Source organism: Paenibacillus sp. FSL F4-0122 (assembly GCF_038002845.1).
In the GTDB taxonomy this organism is placed as follows: domain Bacteria; phylum Bacillota; class Bacilli; order Paenibacillales; family Paenibacillaceae; genus Paenibacillus_AQ; species Paenibacillus_AQ odorifer.
This window is the reverse complement of record NZ_JBBODI010000001.1, coordinates 5,593,582-5,608,841: the sequence shown is the minus strand read 5'-3', so window position 1 is coordinate 5,608,841 and position 15,260 is coordinate 5,593,582. Positions and strand designations below refer to the sequence as shown.

The 15,260-nt window shown below is 41.4% G+C and carries 16 protein-coding genes and 1 pseudogene; 4 read left to right on the top strand and 13 right to left on the bottom strand.

Annotated features, from left to right (window positions below; all coding sequences use genetic code 11):
* The first annotated feature begins 14 nt into the window (after positions 1 to 14).
* A complete protein-coding gene (locus MHH49_RS24485) occupies positions 15 to 950 on the top strand; it encodes a Gfo/Idh/MocA family protein (protein ID WP_341138559.1) in 936 nt (311 codons plus the stop codon).
* Positions 951 to 1,506: 556 nt separating this feature from the next.
* On the opposite strand, the gene MHH49_RS24480 is transcribed toward MHH49_RS24485, so the two are convergent.
* The 5 genes and pseudogenes from MHH49_RS24480 to MHH49_RS24460 all read right to left on the bottom strand — a co-directional run.
* Complete coding sequence (locus MHH49_RS24480) at positions 1,507 to 1,812, bottom strand: DUF3889 domain-containing protein (protein ID WP_038571483.1); 306 nt, start codon at positions 1,810 to 1,812, stop codon at positions 1,507 to 1,509.
* 317 nt (positions 1,813 to 2,129) lie between these two features.
* Positions 2,130 to 2,756 carry a type 1 glutamine amidotransferase family protein gene (locus tag MHH49_RS24475; RefSeq protein ID WP_076099070.1) on the bottom strand — a complete coding sequence of 209 codons (627 nt, stop codon included), beginning with the start codon at positions 2,754 to 2,756 and terminating at the stop codon, positions 2,130 to 2,132.
* Positions 2,757 to 2,865: 109 nt separating this feature from the next.
* Entirely contained in the window at positions 2,866 to 3,828 is a 963-nt protein-coding gene (locus tag MHH49_RS24470; RefSeq protein WP_076316739.1) for a helix-turn-helix transcriptional regulator, read from the bottom strand.
* 537 nt (positions 3,829 to 4,365) lie between these two features.
* Positions 4,366 to 5,178, bottom strand: a complete 813-nt coding sequence (locus MHH49_RS24465) for a hypothetical protein (protein ID WP_036687600.1) — start codon at positions 5,176 to 5,178, stop codon at positions 4,366 to 4,368.
* Positions 5,179 to 5,497: 319 nt separating this feature from the next.
* Positions 5,498 to 5,700: pseudogene (locus MHH49_RS24460) on the bottom strand (DUF6262 family protein); the annotation flags it as partial.
* 191 nt (positions 5,701 to 5,891) lie between these two features.
* On the opposite strand from MHH49_RS24460, the gene MHH49_RS24455 reads away from it, so the two are divergent.
* Entirely contained in the window at positions 5,892 to 6,437 is a 546-nt protein-coding gene (locus tag MHH49_RS24455; RefSeq protein WP_341138558.1) for a TetR/AcrR family transcriptional regulator, read from the top strand.
* 7 nt (positions 6,438 to 6,444) lie between these two features.
* Positions 6,445 to 7,191 (top strand): type I methionyl aminopeptidase, encoded by a 747-nt coding sequence (gene map / locus MHH49_RS24450; protein ID WP_036687603.1) that lies wholly within the window; start codon positions 6,445 to 6,447, stop codon positions 7,189 to 7,191.
* A gap of 221 nt (positions 7,192 to 7,412) precedes the next feature.
* Here the strand turns inward: map and MHH49_RS24445 are convergent, their stop codons facing one another.
* The 8 genes from MHH49_RS24445 to MHH49_RS24410 all read right to left on the bottom strand — a co-directional run bounded on the left by MHH49_RS24445 (position 7,413) and on the right by MHH49_RS24410 (position 13,855).
* Positions 7,413 to 8,159, bottom strand: coding sequence for a class I SAM-dependent DNA methyltransferase (locus tag MHH49_RS24445; protein WP_076148463.1), 747 nt, complete (start codon positions 8,157 to 8,159; stop codon positions 7,413 to 7,415).
* Positions 8,160 to 8,331: 172 nt separating this feature from the next.
* Positions 8,332 to 9,306 (bottom strand): phosphotransferase enzyme family protein, encoded by a 975-nt coding sequence (locus MHH49_RS24440; protein WP_076099066.1) that lies wholly within the window; start codon positions 9,304 to 9,306, stop codon positions 8,332 to 8,334.
* 225 nt (positions 9,307 to 9,531) lie between these two features.
* Positions 9,532 to 10,404 carry an AraC family transcriptional regulator gene (locus MHH49_RS24435; protein WP_094900639.1) on the bottom strand — a complete coding sequence of 291 codons (873 nt, stop codon included), beginning with the start codon at positions 10,402 to 10,404 and terminating at the stop codon, positions 9,532 to 9,534.
* A gap of 238 nt (positions 10,405 to 10,642) precedes the next feature.
* Positions 10,643 to 11,122: a flavodoxin domain-containing protein gene (locus tag MHH49_RS24430; protein WP_038571502.1), complete on the bottom strand. Its 480-nt coding sequence runs from the start codon at positions 11,120 to 11,122 to the stop codon at positions 10,643 to 10,645.
* Between the two features lie 33 nt (positions 11,123 to 11,155).
* Complete coding sequence (locus MHH49_RS24425; RefSeq protein WP_081382429.1) at positions 11,156 to 12,007, bottom strand: hypothetical protein; 852 nt, start codon at positions 12,005 to 12,007, stop codon at positions 11,156 to 11,158.
* 61 nt (positions 12,008 to 12,068) lie between these two features.
* Entirely contained in the window at positions 12,069 to 12,692 is a 624-nt protein-coding gene (locus MHH49_RS24420; protein ID WP_038571504.1) for a TetR/AcrR family transcriptional regulator, read from the bottom strand.
* Positions 12,693 to 12,877: 185 nt separating this feature from the next.
* On the bottom strand, positions 12,878 to 12,979 hold the full coding sequence (locus MHH49_RS24415; protein ID WP_197069683.1) for a sporulation protein YjcZ: 102 nt from the start codon (positions 12,977 to 12,979) through the stop codon (positions 12,878 to 12,880).
* Between the two features lie 366 nt (positions 12,980 to 13,345).
* Positions 13,346 to 13,855, bottom strand: coding sequence for a GNAT family N-acetyltransferase (locus MHH49_RS24410; protein ID WP_052097079.1), 510 nt, complete (start codon positions 13,853 to 13,855; stop codon positions 13,346 to 13,348).
* 165 nt (positions 13,856 to 14,020) lie between these two features.
* Between MHH49_RS24410 and xerS the strand changes: the two genes are divergently transcribed.
* Complete coding sequence (xerS, locus tag MHH49_RS24405; RefSeq protein WP_076316734.1) at positions 14,021 to 15,103, top strand: tyrosine recombinase XerS; 1,083 nt, start codon at positions 14,021 to 14,023, stop codon at positions 15,101 to 15,103.
* Positions 15,104 to 15,260: the final 157 nt, after the last annotated feature.

Below are 15,260 nucleotides of genomic sequence, written 5' to 3'. Positions count from 1 at the left end.
GGGAGCTGAAACATATGAAAATTGCCGTTTTAGGAACAGGGTTCGGAGCTTATCATGCAGAATTATTGACGAAAAATGAGCGTGTAGACAAAGTTATTGTTTATGGTAGAAATGAAGCTAAGCTGCAAAATTTAAAACAAGCGTTAGGCGTTGAGATTACCACAAATATAGAGGATATCATGCTTGAACCCACAATTGATGTGATCGATATCTGTCTGCCCGTAACTTTACATAGACAGTTTGCCGTTGAGGCGCTTAAGCATGGGAAACATGTATTCTGTGAAACACCTGTATGCTTTAACAATGAAGATGCCCTTGCGATGAAGGAAGCAGAACAACAGTATGGCAGACGAATCCTCGTGAACCAATTTATTAAATTTGATCCTGCGTACAAATATTTATACGAAACCACTCATCAAGAGAAATATGGAAAGCTCTTAGCCTTCACCTTAAAAAGAGAAACGGCACCTCTGTGGGGTGATCTCGGACTTCATTCTATCTCCACAAATCTGATGATTCACGAACTTGATTTTGTAACCTGGCTTCTTGGATCGTTAGAAGAATACTCAGTGTGGGGAACCGATGGTGGACGAAGTGAACAAGCTTTAGTACGTACTCATTTTCAGAAAACGAATGTCTCCGCAGAGATCGTTGTATCCTCACAAATGCCAGCTGGTTATCCTTTTTCGGTGGGGTATGAGGCTTATTTTGAACAAGGAAAGCTTGTCTATCAAGAAAGTGACGACATGAACGGCACGGTTGAAGGATCATTAATTGAATATACCTCTGCAGGTAAACAGCAACTATTGATAGAACAAGCTAATCCTTTTGAAAAGAGTATTACGCATGCTCTCCAATGCTTAGAGGAGGGTACTTCATCCATAATCGAGTTAGACCATGCCCTACAAGCTATGGAACTAGCAATAAAAATAGAAAAAAAGCTTGTGTAAACATAGAGGTTGGTGTTGGGTATCCTTTTTCATGGGTTTTGTTTGTGGGGGCGTAGAACTTATTGAATTAGTGAATTGTAGCTAGGGAGAGGAATAGGTTTTGATTTTTCTATTGTGAATTTTTCATATGTTGAAATTATAGAACAAAGTAGTAATTTTAGTCCTTTTTGGTAAGCTGTCCTTAGTTCTAGTTTATAAAATGCTGTTATTTCACAGCATTTTGCAGGGATTTCATCCTGGGATTAAGATAGTTCAATTAGAGGTTAAACTAGTCATACGATGGAAATTCTCAAAGATCGTGGTCCCTGCTGATATTGTGGAGGTAATGTCCGAGGAAAATAGGGTTTTTAGAATGGCGCCTTATAAAACCAGCGGCAGTCTTGGACTGGAAAATAAAGTCCTATCTTTAATCCACCTCTATTACTCTTCTCATTTAAAGTACACACCTACATCACGTTATTCTGCCCGTTAGCTGAACAGGCTGCCTATGATCTCGGCAGCCTGTTGTCATTGTGCTATCGTGCCCCATTAGCGTAAATAGCGAGATTTATTAAATCTAACGATTAGTTTCAGAAAACTGAATCGATTGGATTGTATCAGTTGATGGGTCAAATTGGATTGATACAAAAACCCCAAACTCGTTACCTGCTTTGCTTCTAATCCATAGTTTGAATTTCTCTTCAGACTTTTTAGGTGTTAGTTCAGTACGACCAATGTGCTTATAATCAATTATGACTGCATTGTATCGTTTTTGTGTTTCCTCTACTGCAATTTTGCCCCATTTTGCGTATTCAGGCGCAGCCTCTACTGTAACAGTGGAAAAAATAAGTATCACCAAAAATGATATCAGTATTTTTTTCATAATAACCGCCCATCTGGAGAAGTTTTCAGTAATATCTCCCACTTTATCCAAATGTATTCTTAAACAACTTAATGCCAGCGTGCAGTCTACAACTTTATTTTTTCAATTAATCAAGATCTAGATTTAGGAAAGTCAGATATAATAAAGGGTTCCACATATTATACATGACTAATATGTGGAACCCTTTATGCTTAACTATCGTACTCCATTAGGATTCCTATGGAAGGAATATTTTAAGTCGCATTGTTACTCATGTGGCATCTTGTCCATATCCATATATACAACACACTTTCACTTTTCCTTAAATGCTGATACCTTCATTGTATTGAATTCATCAACTCATAGTAATATTTAGAATCATTAGTCTTATTAAGGCTATACCAGGCGTCTAATGTTTTTGGAGAAAACACATCCAAAGCTTTCAAGATGTGTGCAGAAAATTCCAACGGAGCTATTCCAGATGCTGTGATCAGTTTTCCATCCGTTACAGCAGACTCCATTTTGTAATACTTTTCTCCTGTATAAGTGGGACAGATCATTTTAAGGTATTCCAGATCATTGCTTGTATGCCCACGTGAATTCAGCAATCCTGTCTGGGCAAGTCCCATTGTAGCACCACAAATCGCTGCAACCCATATACCTTCCCTTAAACACCTTTCAGCGATTTTTAAGAGGGGGTGGTGAATGGTTTCTGTCCATGTATCTCCACCGGGTAAAATCAATAGATCTGATCTTTCAATGCTGCACTCATCCAATTTGATGTCAGGCAGTATTTTCAATCCGCCCATTGTAGTTACTGGAGTCTTATCAATTCCCACGGTAACTATTTTTGACGGGACCAGCCCCTTTTTATAATATCTTCCCGATTTCAGTTCGGCAGTTACGTAGCCTATTTCCCAGTCTGCCATTGTGTCAAACACATAAAGATATACCGTATTATTCATTTGCAAGTTCTCCTTATTTTACAATTCATCTAGTGATACCAACCATCGGTAATCAATGATTATCGTCATTATAAAATGACTTCACTGACATCCGCTGTCAGTGAAGTTATTAAAGTTGATAATATTCCATTAACTCCGACACAACACCAACAAGTTTTTCCTTCAAACTCTGTGGTTCGATTACTTGAATGGATTTCCCGTAGGATAAGAGAAAATTAGGAACATAGGTATGAATTGATTTTTCCTCAAGTAAAAAGATTGCTTGATTTGATGTACGCTCTTTCAGATGATGCCCCAAAAACCAATGCAGGCATAAGTCATCCAACGCCTCTGATCTACCTTCGATAATTAAAGCAATCAACCCGTCCTTGCCGACTAAATCAGGTAATAGATTTCGCAAAAAAAATTCCCGAGCCAAAAAAGCTTCGGAACGTTTAAATATGTTTTGAGTACGCTTGATTTGTAAAATCCGTTCTACCCGAAAGCTGCGGATCTCATTTCTCAGATGGCAAAATGCAACAATATACCATTTATTGTTCCAGTAAACCATTCCATAGGGATCTATCACCCTAGTCTTGGGTTGATCATCACGGCGTGTGTGATAATCAATTTCTACAGAGAATTCGTTTGCTACAGCTTGCTCCAATTCCGCTAATACTGGCTGAATAGAAGGGTCTCCCCTACGGTTTATAACTTCAAATCCGGCTAAATGACGGCTGAGAACACTTTCCTGTTCCTGATTCGAATACATTTTCAATTTGGATGTCGCATTACCTAATGCCTCACTCAAAGGGTATCCGGCTTCTTTTGCAAAAACAGCAGCATGAAGAAGTGCTTTTTTTTCTTCAATATCAAATAGCAGAGGTGCTCTGATAAAATTATTCAGTAAGCTATACCCGCCATTATGACCAGTGTCGGATATTATAGGCACTCCACTGGCACTTAGCGCATCAATATACCGATAGACTGTCCTTATATTTATTTCTAACTTTTCGGATATTTGTTTTGCGGTCATTTTAACACCCGAATTCAGCATCCATAGGATTGCCAGCATATTATCGTTTTTTGGCATCACATATACCTCATCTTTTATTAGGATCGCTCAAAATTATTAGCTTTGCGAATCGCCTGCATCCCTTTATTCATCGATCTTCCAGCCTTTCAATCCTCACTTAGCAATCTATAAACAACAATCTGCAATTTTTAACATTGCTGCTCTTAGCTCAACCCAACAATCTACTTTACCACAACTTGTGATACAGTTCACCGCGCTGTTTGTAACGGTAAGTTTTTGGGTCATCCTTTGCAGGATGCTCTTTCTTTGATCCGCTAGGTTCCAATTGACCTAACCGCCGTTCAGGGGACTAAAGAATATACTCAGCATATACATCACCTGGAAGAATGGATATTTCCAGTTCAATAAACTTGAGTGATGCGTATAGACTTTACCAAGTAGACAGTTAATAACGCCTTTACACAAAAACAAACTTACCATGCGTCTGCTCATGAGCAGTAACGCACGGTAAGTTCCATCAATAATAACTCTTTATTGGGTAATATGTTGTATTTTTACGAAAATATCTTCCTTCTTCATTTATTTATGCCGTCATCAGTATTTAAGCTCAATATTCTTCCACATGGTATTCCCATCCTTGTCGAAGCCTGTCATCTCGGTAGCGCTCATCAATTCGCCTGTTTTGACATCAAAGAAAGCGCTCATTCTCAAACTGTCATTCTCACGATTAGGAGAATTTGGCGAGATACCCATAACTCTTAGCAGCAGACGTGTTTTGGAGGAGTTAGGATCAGTATTATACCTGCTGATAGTAAAATGATACCCCTTGATCCAGTCATCTGCTATAGCAGGATTTCCTGGTTTCATCCCCAGTCTCTCAACAGCTTGTTTAACTGCATCGGAAGAATCGATTTGAATATCAGATATCGCATACTGTCCTTTTACAAGTAAATTCTTATCGTGCTTTTTCACATCAGTCTTAATGGCCATTCCATTATCGATCTTGATATAAATAAAAACATTCCCTTTCTTGCTGCCAAATTCGAGATTCCAAGCATCTCTTGTTCCATCCGAACCATCGGTTCGTTCCTGGGAAACAGAAGTGTCATCCGTGCTTGTTATGTTAATAAGTAATGGCTCTTCTTCCGTAAGCTTATTCGCCTCTGAGTACCCAAGGCGCAGTGCCTCCATCGCGGTTACGCTCTTCTTTTCATTGGTTCCCTTATTCGTTATTGTGGCAGCTGGTTTCTCTGTCTCGTTAATCATCTCACTGGTTGTTGTGACGGCCTGTTCCTCTGATTTGTTAGAAGAGCCGTCGAAAAGAACATTTTTCATACTGAAGAATAGAACGACCATAATCACAATCAATGTAATTGAGGCTATGCTAACATATTTCTTCTTACGCAAGGCTGCTTCTCCTTAGTTAATAAGTATAAGAAACTTTGGTTACGCCATAATTAACTGCTGAAGTAGTATCCGTACTGTCCACACAATGACGATTAAATTTTCCAATTTTTAACACACCAAATCATACAATAATATTTCTTCAAATGCAATTTTTGTCGCATATTTAAAAATAATGGCTATTATTCACATTAACTCGAAACGAAATTGATCCTAGCTCACTGGTTTCAAGGGTTAAACTTGCCCCTATTTATGATACAGTTCACCGAGTATGATCTTAAACTAAGCTGCCCGTAAGCTAAATAAGCTAACAGTCATTCCCTCAAATCCTTTGATAGACCTCCGCATAGGAAAACTTAAGTTGTTCTCGCAACTTTTTATTTTCTTCTTCGAGTTCTTCATCTTTCGTTTTAACAACGCAATGATGGCGTCCTTGTTGTTTTCATCCATCTCCCGCTTAATTTGTTTCGGTGTCGGCACTTGAACTTGCTGCTGACGAAGCGATTCAACGCGAACACGTATCTCAGGATTGTCTACCCGGTAAGCACTTTATTATTCAGTCTAATACTTGTTTTCATCGAACGCCAACAGATAATTGCATTTCTCCCCCTCATGCGTTACACTCTTTATATTGACAAATTTGCAGGTCTATATTAAAAAAGGAGGTTAACGCGCCCATGTGCCCCCGTACCAAAGAACAAAATGAGCTCATACGCATGCAGCGCAGAGAACAGATCCTGGACTTCGCCGCGCATACCTACTTCCGTACGGGCGGAAGCTTTGATATTCGCGACGTCGCCCGCGAGGCTGGTCTCGGTTATGGCACGGTATACCATTATTACCCCAACCGGCATTTACTAATAGAAGATGTGCTGAGCAGCGGCTTCGAGCGATGTGAGCAAACCCTGACTCAATGGGCGAACATCAGCCGGGACAACCCTGACGACAGGCAGTTGTTAACGTATTGCAAGACGCTACTCCAGTTGTGGCAGTCAGATGCCCGCGCATATCTCGTCTACAAAATGGCAGCGGAACATTTTACAGGCTTGCCAGAGAAAGATCGGTACCCTGCCAAGAGACGATTCATGGAAAGGCTGTATGTTCCACTCCAATCGACTATGCAGCGTGAAGACGACAGCATCAACCTTATGCTTGCCGTGTTGGTCGGCTGCTGCGGGCTGCACTACTATGCGAGCAATTCCGAGCTGGACATCGATCGAATCGCCCAGCTCGCGATACAAGCCATTACAAAGGAGTCCTGAAACAAACATGGTCATCTTAAAAAGCAAGTATGAAATCGAAGCCATCCGCAAGGCATGCCAGGTTGTGGCCGAATGCCATCGCACAATTGCCCCGCTCATCAAACCGGGCATCACAACGAACGAGATTGAGCGCATATTCGAGGATATTATTTTGAAGCACGGCGCCAAACCATATACGAAGGGCTACAATGGTTATCAATATGCGACCTGTGCCTCCGTCAATGACGTAATTGCACATGGCTTCCCTACAAATAAGCCACTTGAGGAAGGCGATATCGTGACGATCGACACGGTAGCGGAGCTCGACGGCTGGCTCGGCGATTCAGCCTGGAGCTATGCGGTCGGGAAGATCTCACCGGCGGCTGAGAAGCTGATGCGCGTCACGAAGGAGTGCCTTGACCTCGGCATCGCGCAGGCACAGCCCGGCAATCGGCTAGGAGACGTGACGAGCGCAATCCAGCAGCATGCCGAATCGAACAACTTTGGCGTCGTGCGCGACCTTCTCGCTCATGGCATCGGTCGTGACCTGCATGAGGAGCCTACCTATATGCATGTCGGCAAGCCCGGCAAAGGCCCCCGCATCAAGGAAGGCATGGTATTCACGATCGAGCCCATGATCACTGAAGGCACCTACAACATGACAATTGATCAGGACGGCTGGACCGCCCGGACACTGGACCGCAAGCTCGCCGCCCAATACGAGCATACGATCGCCATCACCGCTGAAGGTCCACAAATCCTGACCGCGCAATAGAACAATTAGAAGCCGACCAACGAGAGGGTCGACTTCTTTTTTATTTATTGAGCAGAACTTCTTTCTTCATCCGATACATGTGTGATCTTCTCACATAGGTGGAGAAAAAGAATGTCCCGCGGACCGATTGAATTCTTAATGCGAAAAGTATGCTAAACTTAGGAACAACAAAATCCCCCTCAATCTGAGGGGGGGTTCTATTGCAATGCATTACGTTTCTCCTAACATTTCCTACAAACGCTAATGATAGATGAAGATGACTGAGAAAACGGCGTTTTATTCCAGTCAGCATATTGATGTTCGACGCGAAAGCCGTGACGGGTTAATAAAGAATGAAGCGTATTCGGATCCGTGAACCGACAAGCAATCCGGGAAGTCGTTCGCTTATACCCCCAATCACGCATCGTGACCCAATGCATGATATGCTGGCCAGCATCGTAACATTGTGTGCCTGATACCTTGACGTTATTTCCATCCTTATCAATAAATGATCCCCATTCTGTCTCCTCTTGATCGGATAAATCCGTTCCCTCCGGATTACGGGTCTCAAATGCAAAGATTCCATGAGGTTGTAAATGTTTGTGAACGGTCGTGAGCAAATCGCTTTGATCTTGATCACTTAAAAATGCCTGAAATGCATTACCAGTCAAATAAATCATCGAAAATCGCTTATCCGATTCGAAGGTACGGGCATCACCTTCCATAAAAGTAACAGTCAGCCCTTTCGCCTTCAACCGCGCATATGCAATCATTGCTGAAGAGATATCTACACCGGTCATTGTTATACCGGCTTTCGAGAGGGGGATCGTTGTTAAGCCTGTACCACAAGCAAGTTCTAACACTTCCCCAGGACTCGATCTAGCAAGCTCAAGATAGAACTGATATTTGTCCATTTCACCGTCAAATTCAAGATCGTAATTTACCGGATCTTGAAATTCTTCAAGATTGCTATGTTCAATCAACACCATTCCCCCTTTCATTCCTTGTTATAATATAATCGAAATAAATGCTCATCGACAGCCATCGCGCTTAACAGTATTATTTTACTATTTTTTTGATAACACGTTTGGTGATAAACGGATATAATCAATTTTTATCAAACCTACCACTCCTCGTTAGTTCAACCATGAACATTCCATTTCATATTTTATAAAATATACTTTCACCATTGAGGAAGGGGCGACAATACTCAGCGCATAATTTGGGCATTCTTTCACGCATCCAGGCATGAACATGTACATTCTCCATCTGGAAGACGTAATATCCAATAATAGCGACCAACATTAAACCTTCCAACTGAAGTAGATCATTCGCTGTATTTTCGTACTCTCTGTAGTAACCCTTTAGGAAAGTATCTCTTCGATCGGATGGCAGCATCATAGCTCCCATGGCTACATCAAGTAAGGCATAACCGTTACCGAAAAAGCCAAAATCGATGAAGCGCACCTCTCCTTCGGTTGTGATGATGATATTACCCATACACAAATCCCCATGAATAAGGTCAGGGCCAGCCTCCCCGCCACGGTCATCTAACCGGGAGTTGATCAATTGCAGCGTTTGTTCAATGACATTAGCATCAGAAGGCGTAAATAAATTCTTTTTCACACCCGAATGAATCACACGGATCATCCGTTCATTATAAGCTTTACCTTGACTCGGTCGAATCTCCATACCTGTATGTTCGTACTGCCGAAAAAAAGTATGCAGTTCTGCTATTTGCGATCCCAGTTCTTTTACCAGTTCAAGATTGTTAACATCATTCATATTCATGTCTCTTCCATCCAGCCAGGTGAGGACGGAGCAGTTTAGCAGTTCACCTTCGTATTCAATGATCGTAATAAGTTCACCCTCATTGTTTCTTACGGGAGTCTGTATTTCGTTGCTGCTCCAGCTTCCCAGCTTCTCAAGCATTTGCAATTCTCCAAGAATGCCGCCGTATGTATGTTGCAGACCTTTCATGTCATCTATAAAAGGGTCATGAATGCGGAGTAAATATGATTTTCCCGTTCTGTCATTAACACGATAGGTTCTGTTCTCGTTATGCCTTAAGAAAATAATCTCAGGCTGTTGGATATCGTAACTGCCTAGTAAGTCCAAAAGCTTCTCGTTCGTCATAAGTACTCCTTTAAAATAGAAGGATTCATTGATTCAATCTTCGTCTGAATCATAAAAATTGAAATCTACTACATTCCAAAAATCATTCGACTCACCAATTGTACTTCTACAACATTTTCGAAATATCCTGCCTATAGCTTGACGAAGCTGCCGGAATGTTTTTCGCGGCAGCTTCGTAGTGAAAGGATATTCAGCTCTCAGTCTCATTAATCCAACCAATCTCTTTTATTTCTTAGTGATAGGCACCCATATTTCGCTTTTAAAATTTGGCGATGTGATATCTTTGTGCTCATTCCAAAGAATTTCAGGCCCTTTAATTAGCTCATATCCCGATGACGGAGCCCATTCCGAATATATTCGCCCCCAGATCTCTTGTAGCGCACTCGGAAAAGAGCCGACGACTGTGAATACAGCCCACATGGAGGCCGCCACTTCCAGCTGATCCAAGCCATTCCATGCGTCTTTCGTAGTGGCAACGCCAATATAATGATCGAACTCTCCTTTTTCCTCCATACGCCCCTCAGAGAAATTTGTAGAGGCGCTTATAAACCCTGAGGGCTCAACATCGGAAAATCTCTTCATCTCATCAATCATTTCCGGCGTCAACCCTTCATACATCGACGCAATCTCCGGATTGACCCCTTGGAAAATGATTGGTACCCGTTTTTTTATGCCCACGATGTGAAAAGATTCTTTGTTTTCAATACGGTAATTCATTTCATTTCCTCCTTTGATAGTCAGCTGAAACGACATCCGAGGGAACGCCTTAAGGGATTGTCCATGGACCCGAGCTTCCGAAGGATTTACCCCATGCATGCTATGGAAAGCCCTAGAAAAGGAATCAGGCGAATTATAACCATATTTCAGAGCGGCATCGATAATTTTGATATTACTTTGTGAAAGCTCGAGTGCTGCCAAGGTTAGACGTCGACGCCGGATGTATTCCGACAGAGTAATGCCTGCTAGGAATGAGAACATGCGAGTAAAATGATATTCCGAACAGCAGGCTATTTTCACAACCTCCTGATAATCAATTTGATTTGTTAGGTTCTCCTCAATATAGTTTATTGCTTTGTTCAGTTGTACCAGCGTATCCATGACGTTGCCTCCCCTCGTTAATTATAGGTTATCAGAGAAGGTTTTTACCTTCCCGACTTTTTCTGCACGATTCTGTAGGGTTTTCATGTTTCGATGAACAGAGACTCGATATGAGGAAGTAAAATTCTTCTCACAAGAAGGACTACTTTTTTTGAATGTCAAGATTATAGTTAACATAATCATAATTATGTTAACTATTACCTGAAGTACGTTCAGCAGTTCGTTTGTCCACTCACTTTCACTGCCTTTTCATAGCAAGCGCAAAACGCTCTATCGTCTCTTTTGACAACCCATTTACGTTCTTATTTTTTCCTTTTACCATCCGCAATACAAACCGATCTAGCAAAGTTAGCTTCTCTTCATAGATCTCATCTCCAAAAACTTCTTTCGTCACCGATTGGTTATATAACACTTCTGGAAACGCAGATTTCAATTCTTGTGAGGCCTCCTCACCTTTTGCTCCTGCACAAATAAACAATCCTACTCGTTTTTTCCCTAGTTCATGTTGATATTTTGCTGTAAAATCAGTCATTTGTTTTTGGATTTTCCCATAATAAATAGAACCTCCCAAGATGACCGTATCATATCGTTCCAGTGTCGGCTCTTTAGCATGCATCAAATTAACTACTTCGGTTTCTTCGCCCAGTTGAGATTTTAATAAATAAGCCGCTTTCTCTGCACACCCATATTTCGAGGTAAACATAATTATTGTCTTCATTCTAATCGCTCCCTTCCGCTCGCTGGTCACTTATTATCTTAAGGGTTCACGTACATGCTTTAACAAAATAACCATACAAGCAGCAATAGCTAAAGCCATCGTCGGAAAAATTACACACTCGGCTATAGACACAGCCACACCGCTATAGATCATTGCCGCCAGCATTGCCGTAATTGCTAGCAGTAATGTAACTCCTTTGAAAACAACGACAGTTGCCAGTAGGTACCCAAAAGGTTGTCTACGAATGACCATAATCCCCGTTACAATTGCTAATGGGACCAAGATCGCAAGATCCAAAACTTGAATTACCAACGTACTATAGTGCTCTAGCCCTTGTGGCGGTATTCCCCCCAGTAGTGAATTCAGTATTTTCCCTAGCCAGAGAAATAAAATCATAAAAGCAATAACCATTAGTGAAAAGCCGATTCCTTTAGAAGGTAAACTGTTTTTAAAGTAAGTATGTATGGATTCTTTATCGAAAGAAAATAAGGCTAGGATGAATGCGAAAAAACTTAAAGAAAACAACAGCACATAAACTAAAAACAATGAATTGTACATCGTCAGAAAGCTGTAGGATGCGTAAGTATATAAAAAGTACCCCAGAGTGCCCGTAAGGAGCATCCTCCCCTTTATCGAGCCTTTAATTGTCATGATGAGCGAACTGAGCAGTAAAGGTATGGCAAGAAATAATGTAACTCCATCCTGTGCTTTAGCTTGTGCCGCCGCAGAGACAGAATCATGGCTGTACACTCCTGACCCCTGAAGCTTTACATCCTCGCCCCATATTGACGTAAAAGTATATTTTGTTCCATCACTTATCCCATCTGAAAACAACCCAACCGCTGTTGCAAACACTGCAATAACCGAAATCAACACCGACAGCACTACGACTTTCCTTATATGTTTTATAACAACCTCCCCCTCCCTTCATGAAAATATTTAGATTTTACCTGGAGGCAATAGCAACCATTGAATCCAAATGACATGAAATCAGAGCTTCGACCTGATCATCAGGCAGATCTTTTTCGACAAGCAAACGCATAATTAAACCGAACGCTGCACTCCATATCACCTGAGCAGTGAGTTCTACGAAAGCTTCCTCACGGTTTTTCTGTGCTTCAAATCTGAACAGGCCCTGGCAGAGCATCCCAATCGCTTTACGCTCCTGTGCTGCTCCTCTAAATAGAACAGCTGTGTAACTAAGAACAGCCGGCGTATCGTTTAGCATGACATTCCGGTATTCTACACCCGTGGAAAGAGACATCCTGATGAACTTCTCCAATGATCGTTTTAAAAGTGTATCTGGAGGTAATTCCTGCTGTACCTCTTGTTGCACAGACTGAAGCTCAGTAAGCATATCCGTATATTTTTGTTGCAAATAGTTCTCGATAATCTCTTCTTTGCCTTTAAAATAATGATAAATAATTCCCGGTGAATATTCGATTTTCTCAGCGATTTTTCGGATAGAGAGCTTCTCTATTCCCTCTTCAGCAATCAATAAAGCTGCATTTTGCAGGATTAGATTCCTCATTTCTTCACGCTCACGTACTTTTCGTTGTTCTTTAGTCATAAATTTGTCTCCTCATGTGTTGAACACTGTTTAATCTTTGAACACTGTTTAATATATGTTTTGGATTAGTATTATGTCAATATCCTTAGTCACATGTATTCCCCTCCTCCAATCTACATATCTGGACATAAAAAATCCGCCAGTCATTTAGACTGACGGAACCTTTAATTTGTGAAGTTAAAGGATTACAGACAGAGGGTTTTAGTAATGATAACCAACAGGATAAACAGAACCAGAATAGCTCCTGTGGAAGTGAAACCACCGTATCCTCCTGCAAATTCGCCCATTGTTGACTCCTCCTTTGTAATTGAGTACATCATAAGATATGCAATATTGCCCTCACTGACTGGGTATTTTGAACACAAAAAATAAACCAACGACCCTTTTTATGGTGAATGGTTTAATTGGTTAACATAAATAATGTTATGTTAACTATAGTAGAGAGCATTAGATGCTCATTACTTTACAATTCGTATATGTTCTTAATAGCTAGCCAGTTATATAAAAAAATACAGTTTCCTGGCCGTCCGTCTTGACGCTCTCTTGGTCATCCTCCACTGTCTAGCTCTCACTCGCTTAGCACCACTTTTCCATTCCATTTGCTGTTAATGGTAAACTCCTTCTTTAAGAAAAACCCGAAAACACACGGATTTTCATTTCTTAATTCGATTAATAGTTAATGTGTTGAAGTATTGGCTGGGATTGCCTTGTTGTGGATTAAAGCGCTCTTGAAACTCTCCATGGGTATAGTCCCCGATCACTTTATGCCAGAAATCACGAGCGGGCGTATTCGCACGGACTTGTGAAACCTTCCATTCACCAGGGTACATATCAAAAAGCTTATGCGCAGCCCATGTTCCTACACCACTTCGGCGGTATTTTTGCATCACAAAAAACTCAGTCATATAAAACTGGCCTTCAGGATTACGCAATAACCTGTCCACCAAAGCAAAACCAGCAATATGCCCGTCCACCTTAAACAAATACGCTGATTTATTATTTCCGCTACTCCAATAAGCTTCTAGACCCGGATAGGCTGGAAATACCCCGTCTTGATTGACATCAAATTCTAAATAACGGGTGAAATCATATAGGTAGAACTGCATTAATCTGCTTATAGTATGCTTACGTTCTTTGGGAACCAGCTCAATTTCAAGTTTCATTATGTGCACCTCTGACATTTATGTTTACTTCACATCATAAAGCTTAGCGGCATCAGGAGCAAGGCTCGGCCCTAGTTTTCCCTTCATTCGAAGTCCAATCTGGGACAAAACATGTTAAGATAGAAGGAAGAGATTTTATGCAATCTATGGAAAAAGGTGAATCACATGAGCGTTCAAAAGAACGATGACCGTAAAAAACTTGATCAAAAGCTCCCCCTCATGCCCTGGTTCGTTCAGCAGTTTATTGACTATAAACGACCTGATCTCTCCCCCTCCACACTGCTGGAGTATATCCGGGATTATGAATCTTTTTTCGGCTGGTTGCGGGCAGAGGGCTTATCCCAAGCCGGCTCAAATACCGAGATCACGCTTCTAGAATTGGAAACCCTACTTATGGACAGTATTGTCGGATATCGGTTGCATCTAACTACCCGAGCCGAAGGTACGAACACTCGTGTTACTGTATCCCGTAAACTATCTGCATTACGCTCCTTATTTCATTATTTAAGTCAAATCGCTGAGGACGAGAACTTTTATCCATTGCTTAAGCGAAACATTATGGCTAAGGTTGAGGTCAAACGAACACATAAGCCAAAAGACACTGCCGCTAAATTAAAGGGTAAGATTTTGGAAGATGAGGAATTACTGGAGTTTGTGGGGTACATTTATGAAGGGTATGGACGGGATGTGGAAGGCAACAAACAGGCTTATTATTCGTTTCAATTGAATCACGAGCGTGATGCCTGTATTGCCAGCTTGATTCTGAACTCTGGCCTGCGTGTATCTGAGGTAGTCAATCTAAACGTAGACGATTTGGATATTAACAACAAGCTGCTCTATGTCACCCGCAAAGGGAATAATGACGAAACGTTTAAGACACCCGTCTATTTTAGAGAGCAAGCTAAAGATGATCTAGCTCTTTATCTTAGTCTGCGCCAATCTCGCTACAAAACACCCAAGAGAGAAAAGGCCTTATTTATCTCTCTCCCTAACGGGCGTCAAGAAGGCAAACGTATGACCAAACGTGCGATTCAAGAAATGATTATTAAGTACGCTAAACGCTTTGGTAAACCGTATCTTACGGTTCATAAGCTGCGTCATTCTTTTGCAACAGATTATTATCTGCAAAATGATATTTATAAAACGAAGGAACAGCTCGGGCACGCATCCACCGAGACAACTGAGATCTACGCTCATCTAACGGATAAAACGATGTCTGAGGCGATCGAGCGGCGTGTCGATAATTAATCATCACAAAGGGAGCTCATACTTCGGATGAGTAGCCGCTCTTCGCTAGTGCAGAGTTGTTATCGGACTCAGCTGACCTTAAACGCAGGATTATCTCATATTTGGGTGGCTAACGGACCTCAAGGTCGCTATTGGCCTGAAATACGCAAATATGAGC

Coding starts and splice junctions, on each gene's coding strand:
- xerS (WP_076316734.1), top strand. CDS start 14,021: ATGAGCGTTCAAAAGAACGATGACCGTAAAAAACTTGATCAAAAGCTC.
- MHH49_RS24470 (WP_076316739.1), bottom strand. CDS start 3,828: ATGCCAAAAAACGATAATATGCTGGCAATCCTATGGATGCTGAATTCG.
- MHH49_RS24410 (WP_052097079.1), bottom strand. CDS start 13,855: ATGAAACTTGAAATTGAGCTGGTTCCCAAAGAACGTAAGCATACTATA.
- MHH49_RS24440 (WP_076099066.1), bottom strand. CDS start 9,306: ATGACGAACGAGAAGCTTTTGGACTTACTAGGCAGTTACGATATCCAA.
- MHH49_RS24415 (WP_197069683.1), bottom strand. CDS start 12,979: ATGGGCGAATTTGCAGGAGGATACGGTGGTTTCACTTCCACAGGAGCT.
- MHH49_RS24455 (WP_341138558.1), top strand. CDS start 5,892: ATGCAGCGCAGAGAACAGATCCTGGACTTCGCCGCGCATACCTACTTC.
- MHH49_RS24420 (WP_038571504.1), bottom strand. CDS start 12,692: ATGACTAAAGAACAACGAAAAGTACGTGAGCGTGAAGAAATGAGGAAT.
- MHH49_RS24475 (WP_076099070.1), bottom strand. CDS start 2,756: ATGAATAATACGGTATATCTTTATGTGTTTGACACAATGGCAGACTGG.
- MHH49_RS24435 (WP_094900639.1), bottom strand. CDS start 10,404: ATGGATACGCTGGTACAACTGAACAAAGCAATAAACTATATTGAGGAG.
- MHH49_RS24445 (WP_076148463.1), bottom strand. CDS start 8,159: ATGGTGTTGATTGAACATAGCAATCTTGAAGAATTTCAAGATCCGGTA.
- map (WP_036687603.1), top strand. CDS start 6,445: ATGGTCATCTTAAAAAGCAAGTATGAAATCGAAGCCATCCGCAAGGCA.
- MHH49_RS24485 (WP_341138559.1), top strand. CDS start 15: ATGAAAATTGCCGTTTTAGGAACAGGGTTCGGAGCTTATCATGCAGAA.
- MHH49_RS24480 (WP_038571483.1), bottom strand. CDS start 1,812: ATGAAAAAAATACTGATATCATTTTTGGTGATACTTATTTTTTCCACT.
- MHH49_RS24430 (WP_038571502.1), bottom strand. CDS start 11,122: ATGAAGACAATAATTATGTTTACCTCGAAATATGGGTGTGCAGAGAAA.